This window comes from Kocuria rhizosphaerae, from assembly GCF_044462265.1.
Lineage (GTDB): Bacteria > Actinomycetota > Actinomycetes > Actinomycetales > Micrococcaceae > Kocuria > Kocuria rhizosphaerae.
In genome coordinates this window covers 67,545-83,204 of sequence record NZ_JBISWL010000069.1, presented here as the reverse complement: position 1 = coordinate 83,204, position 15,660 = coordinate 67,545, and the positions used below count along the sequence as shown (strand labels likewise).

13 protein-coding genes are annotated in these 15,660 nt (G+C 73.8%); all 13 read left to right on the top strand.

The window, feature by feature from the left end; translation table 11 throughout:
- The first annotated feature begins 21 nt into the window (after positions 1-21).
- The 13 genes from pyrR to ACH9EU_RS07880 all read left to right on the top strand — a co-directional run bounded on the left by pyrR (position 22) and on the right by ACH9EU_RS07880 (position 15,508).
- The gene (gene pyrR / locus ACH9EU_RS07940) at positions 22-645 is read left to right on the top strand and encodes a bifunctional pyr operon transcriptional regulator/uracil phosphoribosyltransferase PyrR (protein WP_396413398.1); all 624 of its coding nucleotides are present in this window, start codon (positions 22-24) and stop codon (positions 643-645) included.
- Positions 642-1,643, top strand: coding sequence for an aspartate carbamoyltransferase catalytic subunit (locus ACH9EU_RS07935; protein WP_396413397.1), 1,002 nt, complete (start codon positions 642-644; stop codon positions 1,641-1,643). Before pyrR ends, ACH9EU_RS07935 begins: the two co-directional genes overlap by 4 nt.
- Positions 1,640-2,950 carry a dihydroorotase gene (locus tag ACH9EU_RS07930; protein ID WP_396413396.1) on the top strand — a complete coding sequence of 437 codons (1,311 nt, stop codon included), beginning with the start codon at positions 1,640-1,642 and terminating at the stop codon, positions 2,948-2,950. The genes ACH9EU_RS07935 and ACH9EU_RS07930 overlap by 4 nt, the downstream gene beginning before the upstream one ends.
- A 36-nt stretch (positions 2,951-2,986) precedes the next feature.
- Positions 2,987-3,484, top strand: a complete 498-nt coding sequence (locus ACH9EU_RS07925; protein WP_396413395.1) for a PH-like domain-containing protein — start codon at positions 2,987-2,989, stop codon at positions 3,482-3,484.
- A gap of 97 nt (positions 3,485-3,581) precedes the next feature.
- Entirely contained in the window at positions 3,582-4,832 is a 1,251-nt protein-coding gene (gene carA / locus ACH9EU_RS07920) for a glutamine-hydrolyzing carbamoyl-phosphate synthase small subunit (RefSeq protein ID WP_396413394.1), read from the top strand.
- 1 nt (position 4,833) lies between these two features.
- Positions 4,834-8,154, top strand: a complete 3,321-nt coding sequence (carB, locus tag ACH9EU_RS07915) for a carbamoyl-phosphate synthase large subunit (protein ID WP_396413393.1) — start codon at positions 4,834-4,836, stop codon at positions 8,152-8,154.
- Positions 8,147-9,043: an orotidine-5'-phosphate decarboxylase gene (gene pyrF / locus ACH9EU_RS07910; protein ID WP_396413392.1), complete on the top strand. Its 897-nt coding sequence runs from the start codon at positions 8,147-8,149 to the stop codon at positions 9,041-9,043. Before carB ends, pyrF begins: the two co-directional genes overlap by 8 nt.
- 164 nt (positions 9,044-9,207) lie before the next feature.
- Positions 9,208-9,522, top strand: coding sequence for an integration host factor, actinobacterial type (gene mihF, locus ACH9EU_RS07905; RefSeq protein ID WP_396413391.1), 315 nt, complete (start codon positions 9,208-9,210; stop codon positions 9,520-9,522).
- A 122-nt stretch (positions 9,523-9,644) separates the two neighbouring features.
- Positions 9,645-10,244 (top strand): guanylate kinase, encoded by a 600-nt coding sequence (gene gmk, locus ACH9EU_RS07900; protein ID WP_396413390.1) that lies wholly within the window; start codon positions 9,645-9,647, stop codon positions 10,242-10,244.
- A 28-nt stretch (positions 10,245-10,272) separates the two neighbouring features.
- Positions 10,273-10,815 carry a DNA-directed RNA polymerase subunit omega gene (rpoZ, locus tag ACH9EU_RS07895; RefSeq protein WP_396413389.1) on the top strand — a complete coding sequence of 181 codons (543 nt, stop codon included), beginning with the start codon at positions 10,273-10,275 and terminating at the stop codon, positions 10,813-10,815.
- 34 nt (positions 10,816-10,849) lie between these two features.
- Positions 10,850-12,076 carry a bifunctional phosphopantothenoylcysteine decarboxylase/phosphopantothenate--cysteine ligase CoaBC gene (gene coaBC, locus ACH9EU_RS07890; protein ID WP_396413388.1) on the top strand — a complete coding sequence of 409 codons (1,227 nt, stop codon included), beginning with the start codon at positions 10,850-10,852 and terminating at the stop codon, positions 12,074-12,076.
- A gap of 109 nt (positions 12,077-12,185) precedes the next feature.
- A complete protein-coding gene (gene metK / locus ACH9EU_RS07885; protein WP_396413387.1) occupies positions 12,186-13,391 on the top strand; it encodes a methionine adenosyltransferase in 1,206 nt (401 codons plus the stop codon).
- A gap of 2 nt (positions 13,392-13,393) precedes the next feature.
- Positions 13,394-15,508: a primosomal protein N' family DNA-binding protein gene (locus tag ACH9EU_RS07880; protein ID WP_396413386.1), complete on the top strand. Its 2,115-nt coding sequence runs from the start codon at positions 13,394-13,396 to the stop codon at positions 15,506-15,508.
- Positions 15,509-15,660: the final 152 nt, after the last annotated feature.

The following is a 15,660-nucleotide window of genomic DNA, read 5'->3' as shown; positions in this document are numbered from 1 at the left end:
GCGGGGAAGGAGGCGGCACCCATGATCGACGACACCTCCACGGCCGGCCCCGCAGCGGGAGCCCTGGCAGAGCGCGTCATCCTCTCGGCAGCCGACATCGACCGCGCCCTCACGCGCATCGCGCACGAGATCCTCGAGGCCAACAAGGGGGCCTCGGACCTCGTCCTGCTGGGCATCCCGCGTCGCGGCTACCCACTGGCCCAGCGGATCGCGGCCAAGATCGCCGCCACCGACCCCGGCTTCGACCCGGCCGCCAGCCTCGGCCAGCTGGACGTCACGATGTTCCGGGACGACCTGCGGCGCAATCCCGCCCGGACCCCGCAGCCCACCCGCATCCCCGTGCAGGGCATCGACGGGCGCACGGTGGTCCTCGTGGACGACGTCCTCTACTCCGGGCGGACCATCCGCGCCGCCCTCGACGCCCTCGTGGACGTCGGCCGGCCGCGGATCGTGCGCCTGGCCGTGCTCGTGGACCGGGGCCACCGGGAGCTGCCGATCCGGGCCGACCACGTGGGGAAGAACCTGCCGACCTCCTCGCAGGAGAAGGTGCGGGTGCGCCTGGCCGAGACCGACCCCGAGCCCCGCCCGGCGGAGCACGCCGACTGCGTCGTCATCGTGGCCCCCGCGCCGGGGGCCACGGCATGAGGCACCTGCTCTCGACGCGGGACCTGTCCTACGACGCCGCGCTGACCGTCCTCGACACCGCCGACCAGATGGCCGCCGTTGGGGAGCGGTCCGTGAAGAAGCTCCCGGCGCTGCGCGGGCGCACGGTGGTCAACCTGTTCTTCGAGGACTCCACCCGAACCCGCATCTCCTTCGAGACCGCGGCGAAGCGGCTCTCCGCGGACGTCATCAACTTCTCGGCCAAGGGCTCCTCGGTCTCGAAGGGGGAGTCCCTGAAGGACACCGCCCAGACCCTGGCCGCGATGAGCGCCGACGCCGTCGTCATCCGGCACTCGTCCTCCGGCTCCCCGCAACAGCTGGCCGAGTCCGGGTGGATCGACGCGGCCGTGCTCAACGCCGGCGACGGCACGCACGAGCACCCCACGCAGGCCCTGCTCGACGCCATGACCCTGCGCCAGCACCGGGCCCGCACCGAGGGGCGGGAGTCCACGCGAGGCCTCGACCTCGAGGGCATGCACGTGGTGATCGTGGGGGACGTCCTGCACTCCCGCGTGGCCCGCTCCGACCTGTGGCTGTTCACGACCCTCGGCGCGCGGGTGACCTTCGTGGCACCGCCCACCCTGCTGCCCGTGGGCATCGCCGGCTGGCCGTGCGAGGTCGTCTACTCCCTCGACGAGGCCCTCGACCCCGCCCCGGACGCCGTGATGATGCTGCGCGTGCAGCGCGAGCGGATGCACGACGCGTTCTTCCCGACCCCCCAGGAGTACGCCCGCCTCTGGGGACTCACCCCCGAGCGCGTCACCGCGCTCGACGCGGCGGGCGCGCCCACCGCGATCATGCATCCCGGGCCCATGAACCGCGGCCTGGAGATCTCCTCGGCCGCCGCCGACTCCCCGCGCTCGACCGTCCTCGACCAGGTGCGCAACGGCGTGTCCGTGCGGATGTCCGTGCTCTACCTGCTCCTGTCCGGCGACGAGCAGCACCCACCCACCACCGCACCAGGAGCGCTGATCCCGTGACCTCGTACCTTCTCCAGGGCGCCCAGCTGCTCGGCGAGCAGACCGCCGACATCCTCGTGGACGGGGGCGTGATCCGGCGCATCGGCCCGGACCTCGCCGCGGGGGCCGGCGAGGCCCGCCTCGTCGACGCCGCCGGGCTCGTGGCCCTGCCGGGTCTCGTGGACATCCACACCCACCTGCGGGAGCCGGGCCGCGAGGACGCCGAGACGGTGGAGACCGGCACCCGTGCCGCGGCCCTGGGCGGCTACACCGCGGTGTTCGCCATGGCGAACTCCAACCCGGTGGCCGACACCGCCGGGGTCGTGGAGCAGGTCCACGAACTGGGCCGGGCCTCCGGCTGGGTCGACGTCCGCCCGGTGGGCGCCGTGACCGTGGGCCTGAAGGGCGAGCAGCTCTCCGAGATCCGGGCGATGGCCGACTCCCGCGCCGCCGTGCGGGTGTTCTCCGACGACGGCAAGTGCGTGCACGACCCGGTGCTCATGCGCCGGGCGCTCGAGTACGTCAAGGCCTTCGACGGCGTCGTCGCCCAGCACGCGCAGGAGCCGCGCCTGACCGAGGGCGCCCAGATGAACGAGGGCTCCGTCTCGGCCGAGCTGGGCCTGACCGGCTGGCCCGCGGTGGCCGAGGAGGCGATCATCGCCCGGGACGTGCTGCTCGCCCAGCACGTGGGCTCCCGGGTGCACATCTGCCACCTGTCGACCAAGGGCTCCGTGGAGATCGTCCGCTGGGCCAAGCAGCGCGGCGTCGACGTGACCGCCGAGGTCACCCCCCACCACCTGCTGCTCACCGACGAGCGGGTCCGCACCTTCGACCCGGTCTACAAGGTCAACCCGCCGCTGCGCACCGACGAGGACGTGCACGCGCTGCGGGAGGCCGTGGCCGACGGCACGATCGACGTCATCGGCACCGACCACGCGCCGCACCCGGTGGAGGACAAGGAGTGCGAGTGGTCGTGCGCCGCGCACGGCATGACCGGCCTGGAGACGGCGCTGTCCGTGGTCCAGCAGACCCTGGTGGAGACCGGCCTGCTCACGTGGCGCGACGTAGCCCGGATCACCTCGCAGACCCCCGCCCGGATCGGGCGGCTGCGGACCCAGGGCCGGCCCCTGGCCGAGGGGGAGCCCGCGAACATCACCCTGTGGGACCCCGCGGCCTCCACCGTGGTGGACCCCGCACGGCACGCCTCCAAGGGCCGCAACAGCCCCTACCGGGGGATGGAACTGCCCGGCGCCGTGCGCGCCACCTTCTTCCGCGGCCACCCCACGGTCCTCGACGGCGCCCTGAACACGCCCTCGCCGCGGGCCTGACCACCGCCCGCCCAGCCGCCCGGAGGCCCCGACCCCATGGAACAGCTCACCACCGTGCTCGTCACGCTCCTCGTCCTCGCCGTCCTGTTCGGCCTCCTGCGCCGCGGCTGGACGGGACGCGTGCGGCGCCAGGCGGGCATCGCCGCCCCGCCGGAGCCGCCGGCCGGGGACCGCGAGGCGCGCCTGAGCGTGCCGGGCATGTACGTGGCCACCACGGAGCACGGTGCCCCGCTGGAGCGGATTGCCGCCCACGGCCTCGGCGTGCGCGCCCGGGCGACGGTCCTCGTCCGCGACGACGGCGTGGTCGTCGACCGGCGGGGCGCCCCGGCGCTGTTCCTGCCCGCGGCCGACATCGTGGCCGTGGGCACGAGCTCGGGCATGGTCGGCAAGTTCGTGGAGCGCGACGGGCTGGCCGTGCTGACCTGGCGGCTCGGGCCCACCGTGGTGGACACCGGCTTCCGCACCCAGCGTGCCGAGGACAAGCGGCGCCTGCTCGACGCGGTGGAGGCGATCGCCCCGGCACCGCACTCCTGAGCCCCGCTCCCGCCCCGCTCCCGACCACAGCCCCACCGCGCGAAGCCGACGCTCCGGCGCGGACCCGCAGTACGGACCCGAACGTACAGACCAGAACGTGAGGACGACCTTGAGCTCGATCACCACTGAACCCGCCGTGCTCGTCCTGGAGGACGGCCGCGTCTTCCGCGGCCGCGCCTACGGCGCGCTCGGCACCGCCCTCGGCGAGGCCGTGTTCTCCACCGGCATGACCGGCTACCAGGAGACCATCACCGACCCGTCCTACGCCGGACAGCTGGTCGTGCAGACCGCCCCGCACATCGGCAACACCGGCGTCAACCGCGAGGACGCCGAGTCCCGGCGCATCTGGGTCTCGGGCTACGTCGTGCGCGACGCCGCCCGCCGCCCCTCCAACTGGCGGTCCGAGGGCGCCCTGGACGAGCAGCTGGCCGCGGAGGGCGTCGTCGGCATTCAGGGCGTGGACACGCGCGCGATCACCCGCCACCTGCGCAGCCGCGGTGCGATGCGCGGCGGCATCTTCTCCGGGGACGCGGCGCAGCGCCCCGAGGCGGAGCTCGTCGCCGAGGTCGGGGCCGCCGAGCGCATGGAGGGCCGCTCCCTCGCGGAGAGCGTGACCATCCCGCAGGCCTACGTCGTCGAGCCCGCCGAGCACGGCTGGACCGGGCAGGTCCGCCACGAGCTCGTGGCGGTGGACCTGGGGATCAAGTCCATGACCCCGCACCGCTTCGCCGAGCGGGGCGTGCGCGTGCACGTGGTCCCCGCGCAGACCACGTTCGAGCAGATCCGGGCCCTGCGCCCCCGCGGGGTGTTCTTCTCCAACGGCCCCGGCGACCCCGCGACGGCGCGGCGCCAGGTCGAGACGCTGCGCGAGGTGCTGCGCGCGGGGATCCCCTTCTTCGGCATCTGCTTCGGCAACCAGCTGCTCGGCCGGGCCCTGGGCTTCGGGACGTACAAGCTGGTCTTCGGCCACCGCGGCATCAACCAGCCCGTGCTGGACCGCAGGACCGGGCGGGTGGAGATCACCGCGCACAACCACGGCTTCGCCGTGGACGCCCCCCTCGAGGGACCCGTGCCCGCGCCCCAGGAGGAGTTCGGGCGGGTCGAGGTCAGCCACGTGTGCCTCAACGACGACGTGGTCGAGGGCCTGAACTGCCTGGACCTGCCCGCCTTCTCGGTGCAGTACCACCCCGAGGCCGCGGCGGGCCCGCACGACGCCTCCTACCTCTTCGGCCGGTTCATCGAGCTCATGGACAGCCACCGGGACGGCCGCGCCGACCCGACCATCGACAACGCCGTCCCCGGCGGCGCCCAGGGCGCGCAGGACGCACAGGAAGAAGGGCAGAACTGACATGCCGCGCAGGACAGATCTCAACAGCGTTCTGGTCATCGGCTCCGGGCCGATCGTCATCGGCCAGGCCGCCGAGTTCGACTACTCGGGCACGCAGGCCCTGCGGGTGCTCAAGGAGGAGGGCATCCGCGTCATCCTCGTGAACTCGAACCCGGCCACGATCATGACCGACCCGGAGTTCGCGGACGCGACCTACGTGGAGCCCATCACCCCCGAGGTCGTCGAGAAGATCATCGCCAAGGAGCGCCCCGACGCCGTGCTGCCCACCCTGGGCGGGCAGACGGCGCTCAACACGGCGATCGCCCTCGACGCCAACGGCGTGCTCGAGAAGTACGGCGTGGAGCTGATCGGGGCGAACGTCGAGGCGATCAACCTGGGCGAGGACCGCGAGAAGTTCAAGGGGGTCGTCGAGCGCTGCGGCGCCGAGTCCGCCCGCTCCGTGATCGTGCACTCCATGGACGAGGCCCTCGCCGCGGCCGAGGAGCTCGGCTACCCCATGGTCGTGCGCCCCTCCTTCACCATGGGCGGACTCGGCTCGGGCATGGCCTACGACGAGACCGACCTGCACCGCATCGCCGGCGCCGGCATCCAGTACAGCCCGACCTCCGAGGTGCTCCTCGAGGAGTCGATCCTGGGCTGGAAGGAGTACGAGCTGGAGATGATGCGCGACAAGCACGACAACGTCGTGGTCGTGTGCTCCATCGAGAACTTCGACCCCGTGGGCGTGCACACCGGGGACTCCATCACCGTGGCCCCCGCCATGACGCTCACCGACCGCGAGTACCAGAAGCTGCGGGACATCTCCATCGCCGTGATCCGCGAGGTCGGGGTGGACACCGGCGGGTGCAACATCCAGTTCGCGATCGAGCCCGACACCGGGCGCGTGGTCGTCATCGAGATGAACCCCCGGGTCTCCCGGTCCTCGGCGCTGGCCTCCAAGGCCACCGGCTTCCCGATCGCCAAGATCGCCACCAAGCTCTCGCTGGGCTACACGCTCGACGAGATCCCCAACGACATCACGCAGAAGACGCCGGCGTCCTTCGAGCCGACGCTGGACTACGTCGTCGTCAAGTGCCCGCGCTTCGCGTTCGAGAAGTTCCCGGCCGCGGACCCGACCCTGACCACGACCATGAAGTCGGTGGGCGAGGCCATGGCGATCGGGCGGAACTTCACCGAGGCCCTGCAGAAGGCCATGCGCTCCCTGGAGCAGAAGGGCTCGTCCTTCTCCTTCGCGCGCCCGGAGCTCGACGACGCCGGCCTGGACCGGCTCGTCGAGGCCGCCCGCACGCCCACGACGGAGCGGATCCAGCAGGTCCAGCAGGCCCTGCTGGCCGGCGCCTCCGTCGACCGGCTCTACGAGGCCACGGGCATCGACCCCTGGTTCCTGGACCAGATCGTGCTGCTCAACGAGGTCGCCGAGGTCGTGCGCGAGGACACCGACCTCACCCCCAAGACCCTGCGACTGGCCAAGCGGCACGGCTTCTCCGACACGCAGATCGGGGAGCTCGCCCACCTGGACGAGGCCGTGGTGCGCGGCGTGCGCCACGCCCTGGGGATCCGCCCCGTGTTCAAGACGGTGGACACGTGCGCGGCCGAGTTCGAGGCCTTCACCCCCTACCACTACTCCTCCTACGACGAGGAGAGCGAGGTGGGGGAGCACCAGAAGCCGTCGGTGATGATCCTGGGCTCGGGGCCCAACCGGATCGGGCAGGGCATCGAGTTCGACTACTCGTGCGTGCACGCGTCCATGGCGCTGCGCGAGGCCGGGCACGAGACCGTCATGGTCAACTGCAATCCCGAGACCGTCTCGACCGACTACGACGTCTCCACGCGGCTGTACTTCGAGCCGCTGACGTTCGAGGACGTCATGGAGGTCGTCGAGACCGAGCGCCGCACCGGCGGCCTGCTCGGGGTGTTCGTGCAGCTGGGCGGGCAGACGCCGCTCAAGCTCGCCGCCCAGCTCAAGGCGGCCGGGGTGCCCGTGCTGGGCACCACCCCGGAGGCCATCGACCTCGCCGAGGACCGGGGCGAGTTCGCCCGCGTGCTCGCCGAGGCGGGGCTGCGCCAGCCCAAGAACGGCACGGCATCGACGTTCGAGGAGGCCAAGCGGATCGCCGACGAGATCGGCTACCCGGTGCTCGTGCGCCCCTCCTACGTCCTGGGCGGACGCGGCATGGAGATCGTCTACGAGGAGGCCGCGCTGGCGCGCTACCTCCGCAACGCCACGGAGGTCTCTGCCGCGCGGCCCGCGCTGATCGACAAGTTCCTCGAGGACGCCGTGGAGATCGACGTGGACGCGCTCTACGACGGCGAGCAGCTCTACGTCGGCGGGGTCATGGAGCACATCGAGGAGGCCGGGATCCACTCCGGGGACTCGGCGTGCACCCTGCCCTCGATCACCCTGGGCCCCGACGTCGTCGAGCGGGTGCGCGAGGCGACCCTGGCCATCGCCCAGGGCGTGGGGGTGCGCGGGCTGATCAACATCCAGTTCGCCATGGCCTCCGACATCCTGCACGTCATCGAGGCCAACCCGCGCGCCTCCCGCACGGTGCCGTTCGTCTCCAAGGCCACGGGCGTGCAGCTGGCCAAGGCCGCCGCGCTCATCGGCACCGGCGCGACCGTCGCCGAGCTGCGCGCGCAGGGCATGCTGCCCGAGCGCGTCGACGGGTCCACGCTGCCGGCCTCGGCCCCGGTGGCCGTGAAGGAGGCCGTGCTGCCCTTCGCCCGGTTCCGCACCGCCGAGGGCGCCGTGGTCGACTCCCTGCTCGGGCCCGAGATGCGCTCCACGGGCGAGGTCATGGGACTGGACAAGTACTTCGACACGGCCTTCGCCAAGGCGCAGGCGGCGGCGAACGTGTCCCTGCCGACCTCGGGGCGGATCTTCGTCTCCGTGGCGAACAAGGACAAGCGTGCCTCGATCTCCTACGTGCGCATGTTCAAGGACCTCGGCTTCCAGGTGCTGGCCACGCGCGGGACGGCGGACGTGCTGCGCCGCAACGGCATCGAGTCGACCGTGGTCCGCAAGATCCGGGAGGCCGGCCCGGGCGAGCAGACGATCGTGGACCTCATCACCGCCGGGCAGATCGACCTGATCTTCAACACCCCCGCCGACGGCGCGGCGCGCCACGACGGCTACGAGATCCGGGCGGCCGCCACGAGCGTGGGCGTGCCGCTGATGACGACGGTCTCGGTGCTGGGCGCGGCACTGCAGGCGGTCACGGCGCTGCGCGCCTACACGTGGGACGTGACCAGCCTGCAGGAGCACGAGCGGCGGCTCGGCGCCCTGCTGCGCGCCGAGGAGCCCGAGGTGGTCCGTGCCTGAGGCGGCACAGGGCGCCGGGCCGGCCCGCGACCCCTTCGGCGCACGGCTGGGCCGGGCCATGGACGAGCACGGGCCGCTGTGCGTGGGCATCGACCCGCACCCCGGTCTGCTCGACGACTGGGGCCTGCCGCCGACCGCCGAGGGCGTGCGGAGCTTCACGCTCACGGTGCTCGAGGCCGCGGCCGGGCACGCCGCGGCGATCAAGCCGCAGGTGGCCCTCTACGAGCCCTACGGGGCGGCGGGCTTCGCCGTGCTCGAGGAGCTGTTCGACGCAGCCCGGGGCGCGGGGCTGCTGACGGTCGCCGACGCCAAGCGCGGCGACATCGGGTCGACCATGGAGGCCTACGCGGCCGCGTGGCTGGGGGAGGGCTCCCCGCTCGCCGCGGACGCCGTGACGCTGAGCCCCTACCTGGGCTTCGAGTCCCTGCGCCCGGCCCTGGACCTCGCGGCCCGCACCGGACGCGGCACGTTCGTGCTGGCGCTGACCTCCAACCCCGAGGGGCCCTCCGTCCAGCACGTGGGCGGGACGGCGTCGGTGGCCCGCGGGGTGTGCGAGGCGGCGGCGGCCGAGAACACGCGGCGGCTCGGCGACGCGCCGGCGCTCCCGCGAGAGGGCCTGGGCCCGTGCGGTCTCGTGGTGGGGGCCACCGTGGGCGACGCGCCCGGCCGGCTCGGCGTCGACCTCGCCGCCGTGCGCGGTCCGCTGCTGGCCCCCGGGTACGGGGCCCAGGGCGCCCGCGCCGAGGAGCTCCCGGGCGTGTTCGGCGTCGCGGCGGGGCAGGTGCTGGCCGCCTCGAGCCGGGCGATCCTGCGCGAGGGACCGGGTGTGCCGGCGCTGCGGGAGGCGGTGCGCCGCTCGGCGGAAGAGCTCGCGGCGGCCCTCGGCTGAGGTCGGCGGGTCCCCGGAGACGGGACCGGCCGACGACTTCCCAGGTCACGTGACGGTCGTGTCTGCTTGCTGTGCATTGTTTTTCATGTAGTTTCATCTGCAAACGGGCTGTCCGTCCCACCGCGGGACGGGGGCTGCGGCCCGTGGCGACGAGGAGGAACCACATGGCACTGCGTCCGCTGAGCGACGACGAGCGGGCCGCCGCGCGGGAGAAGGCTACCCGTGCCCGGACGGCCCGCGCCGAGGTCAAGAAGGGCCTGCGCGAGAGGAGGATGTCGGTGGCCGACATCCTCGAGCGCGCGGACCAGGACGAGGCGGTGAGCCGGCTGAAGGTCACCGACCTGCTGGAGTCGGTCCCCGGCATCGGCCAGGTCCGCTCGGCGGCCATCATGGACGAGCTCGGCATCGCCCGTACGCGGCGCCTGCGGGGCCTCGGGGTGCACCAGCGCAAGGCGCTCATCGCGTACCTCGACCGCTGAGCCGGCCCGGGCGGGGACCGGTCGGCCGGGGCCCGGGGTCACGGACCGCGCGACCACGTGCCCGGCGGCCATCGGCCGGAGCGGGCATCGGCTAGATTGGGGGAAACACCCGCCCCAGGAGGATGCCTGTGAGTCCCGACGCGCCACGTGCCGCGCGCCCGTCCCTGACCGTGCTCGCCGGTCCCACGGCCGTGGGCAAGGGCACGGTCTCGACCTACGTACGGGACCACTACCCGCAGGTCTGGCTGTCCGTCTCGGCCACGACCCGGGACCCTCGCCCGGGGGAGGTCGACGGGGTGCACTACTTCTTCGTCTCCGACGAGGAGTTCGACGCGATGGCCCGCGACGGCCGGCTGCTCGAGTGGGCCGTGGTGCACAACACGCACCGCTACGGAACCCTGCGCTCGACGGTCGAGCGCGCGCTCGAGGGCGGGCGCAGCGTCCTGCTGGAGATCGACCTGCAGGGCGCGCGACAGGTCCGCAACACCATGCCGGAGGCGAATTTCGTGTTCCTCGCCCCGCCCAGCTGGGACGAGATGGTCGCCCGGCTGGTGGGCCGGGGCACCGAGACGGCCGACGAACAGCGGGTCCGGCTCGAAACCGCTAAACTGGAGCTCGCGGCAGAGCCGGAGTTCGACCACACGGTCGTCAACGACCGCGTCGAGCGCGCCGCCGCCGAACTCGTGCAGCTCATGGGCATCGACCCCGAGCCGACATCCTGAAGCCGACCACACCGTCTGGAGCAATCGCTTGTCTACCCACACCGAAGGCATCATCAACCCGCCGATCGACGCCCTGCTGAAGAAGTCCGACTCCAAGTACGGGCTGGTCATCTTCGGGGCGCGCCGTGCGCGGCAGATCAATGCCTACTACTCGCAGCTCCACGAGGGCCTCTTCGAGTACGTCGGCCCGCTCGTGGACACCCAGCTGAACGAGAAGCCGCTGTCCATCGCCCTGCGGGAGATCGACGAGGGCCTCATCGAGGGCCGCCCGGTCGAGCACGCCGGCTTCGCCGAGAACGGCCAGCTCACCACCGAGCAGGACCTCGCGGCGGACGTCTTCGGCGCCGACTTCTTCGCCCAGAGCTCCGAGGAGCCGGCCGCGGACTTCGCGGCGGACACCACCTTCTCCGACGACGCCGGAGTCGACTTCTCCGCCGGCGCCCAGGAGGCCGAGCCCGTGGGCGACCTGCCCGGCGACGGCACGGACAACCCGGCCGACGGCGCCGGCGACGCCGCGGACGCGGCCCCGGAAGAGCCGGGACGGGCCCCCGGGGACCTCCAGGACCAGTGACCCTGCTGGGAGCACCCCGGCGGAGCCCGGCGGCATGAAGGTCGTCCTCGGCGTCGGCGGCGGGATCGCCGCGTACAAGGCGGCGCTGCTGCTGCGGCTGTTCACCGAGGGCGGCCACACCGTGGTGCCCGTGCCCACCGAGGCGGCGCTGCGGTTCGTGGGCGCCCCCACGTGGGAGGCCCTGTCCGGGCAGAAGGTCAGCGCGGACGTGTTCGACCGCGTGGACGAGGTCAACCACGTCCACCAGGGCCAGACCGCGGACCTCGTCGTCGTCGCGCCCGCCACCGCCGACCTCCTGGCGCGCGCCGCCCACGGCCACGCCGACGACCTGCTGACCACCACCCTGCTGGCCACGCGCGCCCCCGTGCTCTACGCCCCGGCCATGCACACCGAGATGTGGCTGCACCCGGCCGTCCAGGCCAACGTGGCCCTGCTGCGCGCCCACGGGCACACCGTCCTGGAGCCCGCGGTCGGCCGGCTCACCGGCCCGGACACCGGGCCCGGCCGGCTGCCCGAGCCCGAGGTCATCCACGACGCCGCCCTGCGCCTGGCCGCCCGCGAGGACACGGGTGAGGGCCCGTTGGCCGGGGTGCGGGTGCTCGTCAGCGCCGGCGGCACCCGTGAGCCGCTGGACCCCGTCCGGTTCCTCGGCAACCGCTCCTCGGGCAAGCAGGGCGTGGCGATCGCCGCGGCGGCCCGGGACGCCGGCGCGGACGTGACGCTGGTGGCGGCGCACCTCGAGACCCCCGTCCCCGCCGGCGTGGAGGTCGTCCACACCGGCACGGCCGAGCAGCTGCGCCGGGCGTGCGTGCGGGCCGCCGCGCGCGCCGACGTCGTGGTGATGGCCGCCGCGGTCGCCGACTACCGCCCCGCGCGGGCCGCCGACGCCAAGCTGAAGAAGGCCGAGGACGGGACCAACCCCGTGATCGAGCTCGTGCGCAATCCCGACGTCCTGCGGGAGCTCGTGGACCTGCGCAACACCGCGCGGCGCCGTCAGCTGCTCGTGGGCTTCGCCGCCGAGACCGGGGACGCCGAGACCGACCCCCTGACGTTCGGGCGGCAGAAGCTCGCGCGCAAGGGCTGCGACCTGCTGGCGGTGAACCAGGTGGGGGAGAACCTCGTGTTCGGCCAGGACACCACCGTGCTGACCGTGCTCAGCGCGGACGGCGGGCCCGAGGTCGTGCTCGAGGGGGGCAAGGACGAGGTCGCCCGGGGGCTCGTGGAACGGATCGGCCGGGAACTGGCCTCCGTCCGGGCCTGAGGCGCCCGGCCGGGCACCCCGACCCCGCTGTCCCGCGCGGGGTCCGCGCCGACGTCCCGGGACGCGTGAGGCGTCCGGGCGTCCGGGGCGGACGGTAGTGTGGTCTCCCGTGAGCGAGACGACCCAGCACCTGAGACTGTTCACCTCCGAGTCCGTCACGGAGGGCCACCCCGACAAGATCTGCGACCAGATCAGCGACTCCATCCTGGACGACCTTCTGCGCCAGGACCCGGAGTCCTCCGTGGCCGTCGAGACCATGGTGACCACGGGGCTGGTGCACGTGGCCGGGGAGGTCAAGACCCGCGGGTACGTGGAGATCCCCAACGTGGTCCGCAAGACGCTGCTGGACATCGGCTACAACTCCGCGGTGCACGGCTTCGACGGCGAGTTCTGCGGGGTGTCGATCAGCGTGGGCGAGCAGTCCCCGGAGATCTACGAGGGCGTCTTCAACTCCCTCGAGGTGCGGGAGGGCACCGCCGTGGACGCCCGGGACGCCCAGGGAGCAGGCGACCAGGGCCTGATGTTCGGCTACGCCTCGGACGAGACCGAGGTGCTCATGCCGGCGCCGATCTGGATCGCCCACCGGCTCTCGGAACAGCTCACCCGCGTGCGCAAGGCCGCCGTGCTGCCGGGCCTGCGCCCCGACGGCAAGACACAGGTGACCCTCGGCTACGACGGCGACCGGCCCGTGGCCGTCGACACCGTGGTCGTCTCCTCCCAGCACGCGGAGGGCTACGACCTCGATCAGCTGGCCTCGGACCTGCGCCAGAGCGTGATCACCCCCGTGCTCGAGGAGACCGGACTGGACCTGTCCGGGACCAAGGTGATCATCAACCCCGCCGGCAACTTCGTGCGCGGCGGCCCGGTGGGCGACGCCGGTCTGACCGGGCGCAAGATCATCGTGGACACCTACGGGGGGATGGCCCGTCACGGCGGCGGGGCCTTCTCCGGCAAGGACCCCTCGAAGGTGGACCGCTCCGCCGCCTACGCCATGCGGTGGGTGGCCAAGAACGTCGTGGCCGCCGGTCTGGCCGGGCGCGTCGAGGTCCAGGTCGCCTACGCGATCGGCCGCGCCCACCCCGTGGGGCTCTACGTCGAGACGTTCGGCACCGAGACCGTCGACCCGTTCCGGATCGAGCGCGCCATCCGCGAGGTGTTCGACCTGCGGCCGCTGGCGATCATCGAGGACCTCGACCTCAAGCGGCCCATCTACGCGCGCACGGCCGCGCACGGGCACTTCGGCCGGACGGAGCCCGAGTTCACCTGGGAGCGCACCGACCGGGTCGCGGACCTGCGGTCGGCCGCCGGGGCCTGAGCGTGCACCCGGAGGACCCCGGTGCCGCCGCGGAGCAGCCGCGGCAGCTGTCGCTCCTCTCGGGTTACCCGCCCACCCCGCCCCGGCCCGACGACAAGGGGGTGGGCGCCGCACGACCGGCCGAGCACGACCCCGTGGCCAGGGTGCTGCTGGACACCCACGTCCCGCACCTGGACCGGCCGTTCGACTACGCGGTGCCCGCCGATCTCGCGGCCGAGGCGGTGCCGGGGGCCCGGGTCAAGGTGAGCTTCGCGGGACAGGAGCTCACCGGCTTCGTCCTGGAGCGCACGGCCGACTCGCAGTTCATGCAGCGGCTCCAGCCGCTGCGCCGCGTCCTCTCCCCGCTGCCCGTGCTCACGCCCGCCGTCGCCCGGCTCGCCGAGGACGTCGCGGCCCGCTCGGCCGGGACGGTGGCCGACGTCGTGCGCGTAGCCGTCCCGCCCCGGGTGGCGCGCGTGGAGAAGGAGGTCGAGCAGCGCCTGGCGGAGACGCCGGCCCACTCCACCGGCCTGTCCCCGCAGGCCCCCGGGCCCTCCCACGACCCCGCGCTGGCCGACTACGCCGGCGGGGCCGCCTTCCTGGCCGAGCTGGGCGGCGGGGGCTCCCCGCGCGCCGTGGTGGAAGTGATGCCCTCGCACCCGGCGCACGACTGGACGGACGTGCTGGCCGCCGCCGTGGGCGCCGCCTGGCGGGCCGGCCGCGGCGCGGTGGCGGTCGTGCCGGACCAGAAGGCTCTCGCGCGGCTGGAGCGCTCGGTCGTGGACGAGATCGGCGCAGAGCACGTCGTGCGGCTGCACGCCGACGACGGGCCGACCCAGCGGTACCGGGCGTTCCTCGCCGCGGCGACGGGTCAGGTCCGGGTGGTCATCGGCACCCGGTCGGCCGCCTACGCCCCCGTGGACGACCTCGGGCTCGTGTGCTGCTACGACGACGGCGACGAGAACCTCGTGGAGCAGCGCGCCCCCTACCAGCACGTGCGGGACGTGCTCCTGCTGCGCGCCGAACGCACCGGGTGCGCGGCGCTGTTCGCCGGACACGCCGTGAGCCCCGAGGCGCAGCGGCTCGTGGCCTCCGGGTGGGCGCGGCGGCTGGCCCCGGCCCGGGACGTGCTGCGCCTGCACATGCCGCGGATCGTCTCGACCGCCGACTCCTGGCACGCCGCCCGCGACCCCCTGGCCTCCCGGGCCCGGCTGCCCGAGGCCGCCTACCGCGCGGCCCGGGAGGGCCTCGAACGGGGTCCCGTGCTCGTCCAGGTGGCCCGGGCCGGCTACGCCCCGCACCTGGCGTGCGAGCGGTGCCGGGAGCCGGCCCGCTGCGTCCACTGCGAGGGTCCGCTGGGGGTGGTGAGCCGCCGGGGCGTGCCGCGCTGCGGCTGGTGCGGACGCTCGGCCCACTCGTGGACGTGCGCCGTGTGCGGCTCCGCGCGGATGCGCCTGGTCACGGTCGGTGCACTGCGCACCGCCGAGGAACTGGGCCGTGCCTTCCCCCAGGTGCCCGTGGTGGCGTCCTCCGGGGAGGCCGTGCGCACCGTCGTGCCGGCCACCCCCGCCCTGGTCGTGGCCACCCCGGGAGCCGAGCCGGTGGCCGAAGGCCGCTACTCGGCCGGGCTGCTGCTGGACGGCAACCAGATGCTCATGCGCCCCGCCCTGCGCGCCGCGGAGCAGACGCTGCGCCGCTGGTTCAACGCGGCCGCGCTCGTGCGGCGCGCGCGCGACGGGGGAGTCGTGGTGGTCACCGCCGAGCACGAGTCCGCGGTCGGTGCGCTCGTGCGCTGGGACCCCGCGGGGCACGCCGAGCGGGAGCTCGCGGAGCGCCAGGCCCTGGGGTTGCCGCCCGCGGTCCGCTCGGCCGCGCTGACCGGCCCCGCACCGGCCGTCGCAGCGTTCCTGGCCGACCTCCGGCTGCCACCCGCCGTGCGCGTCATCGGGCCCACACCGGTCGAGGAGCACGAGTCCGGCCGCGACGGAGAGCCCGCCCCGCACCGGGTGCTGCTGTTCTTCGGCTACGGGGTCGCCGCGGAGGTGACCCGGCGGCTGCGAGCCACCCGGTCCAAGGCCTCCGCGCTGCGCAAGCACGGCCCCGTGCAGGTGCGCTGCGACGTCACCGACCTGCTGTGACGCGGGTGCATCGGGCGGGGTCCTGCCGGTAGGGCCGGAGCCGCTGCCGGGGTCGACACCGTGCGCTCCGCGGCCGGGTGGCCCCCGGTGGTGGGCTGCGCGGAGCCGGAGGGGTACGGGCCGATCCCGGACAGCGTGGCCGCCTGGATCGC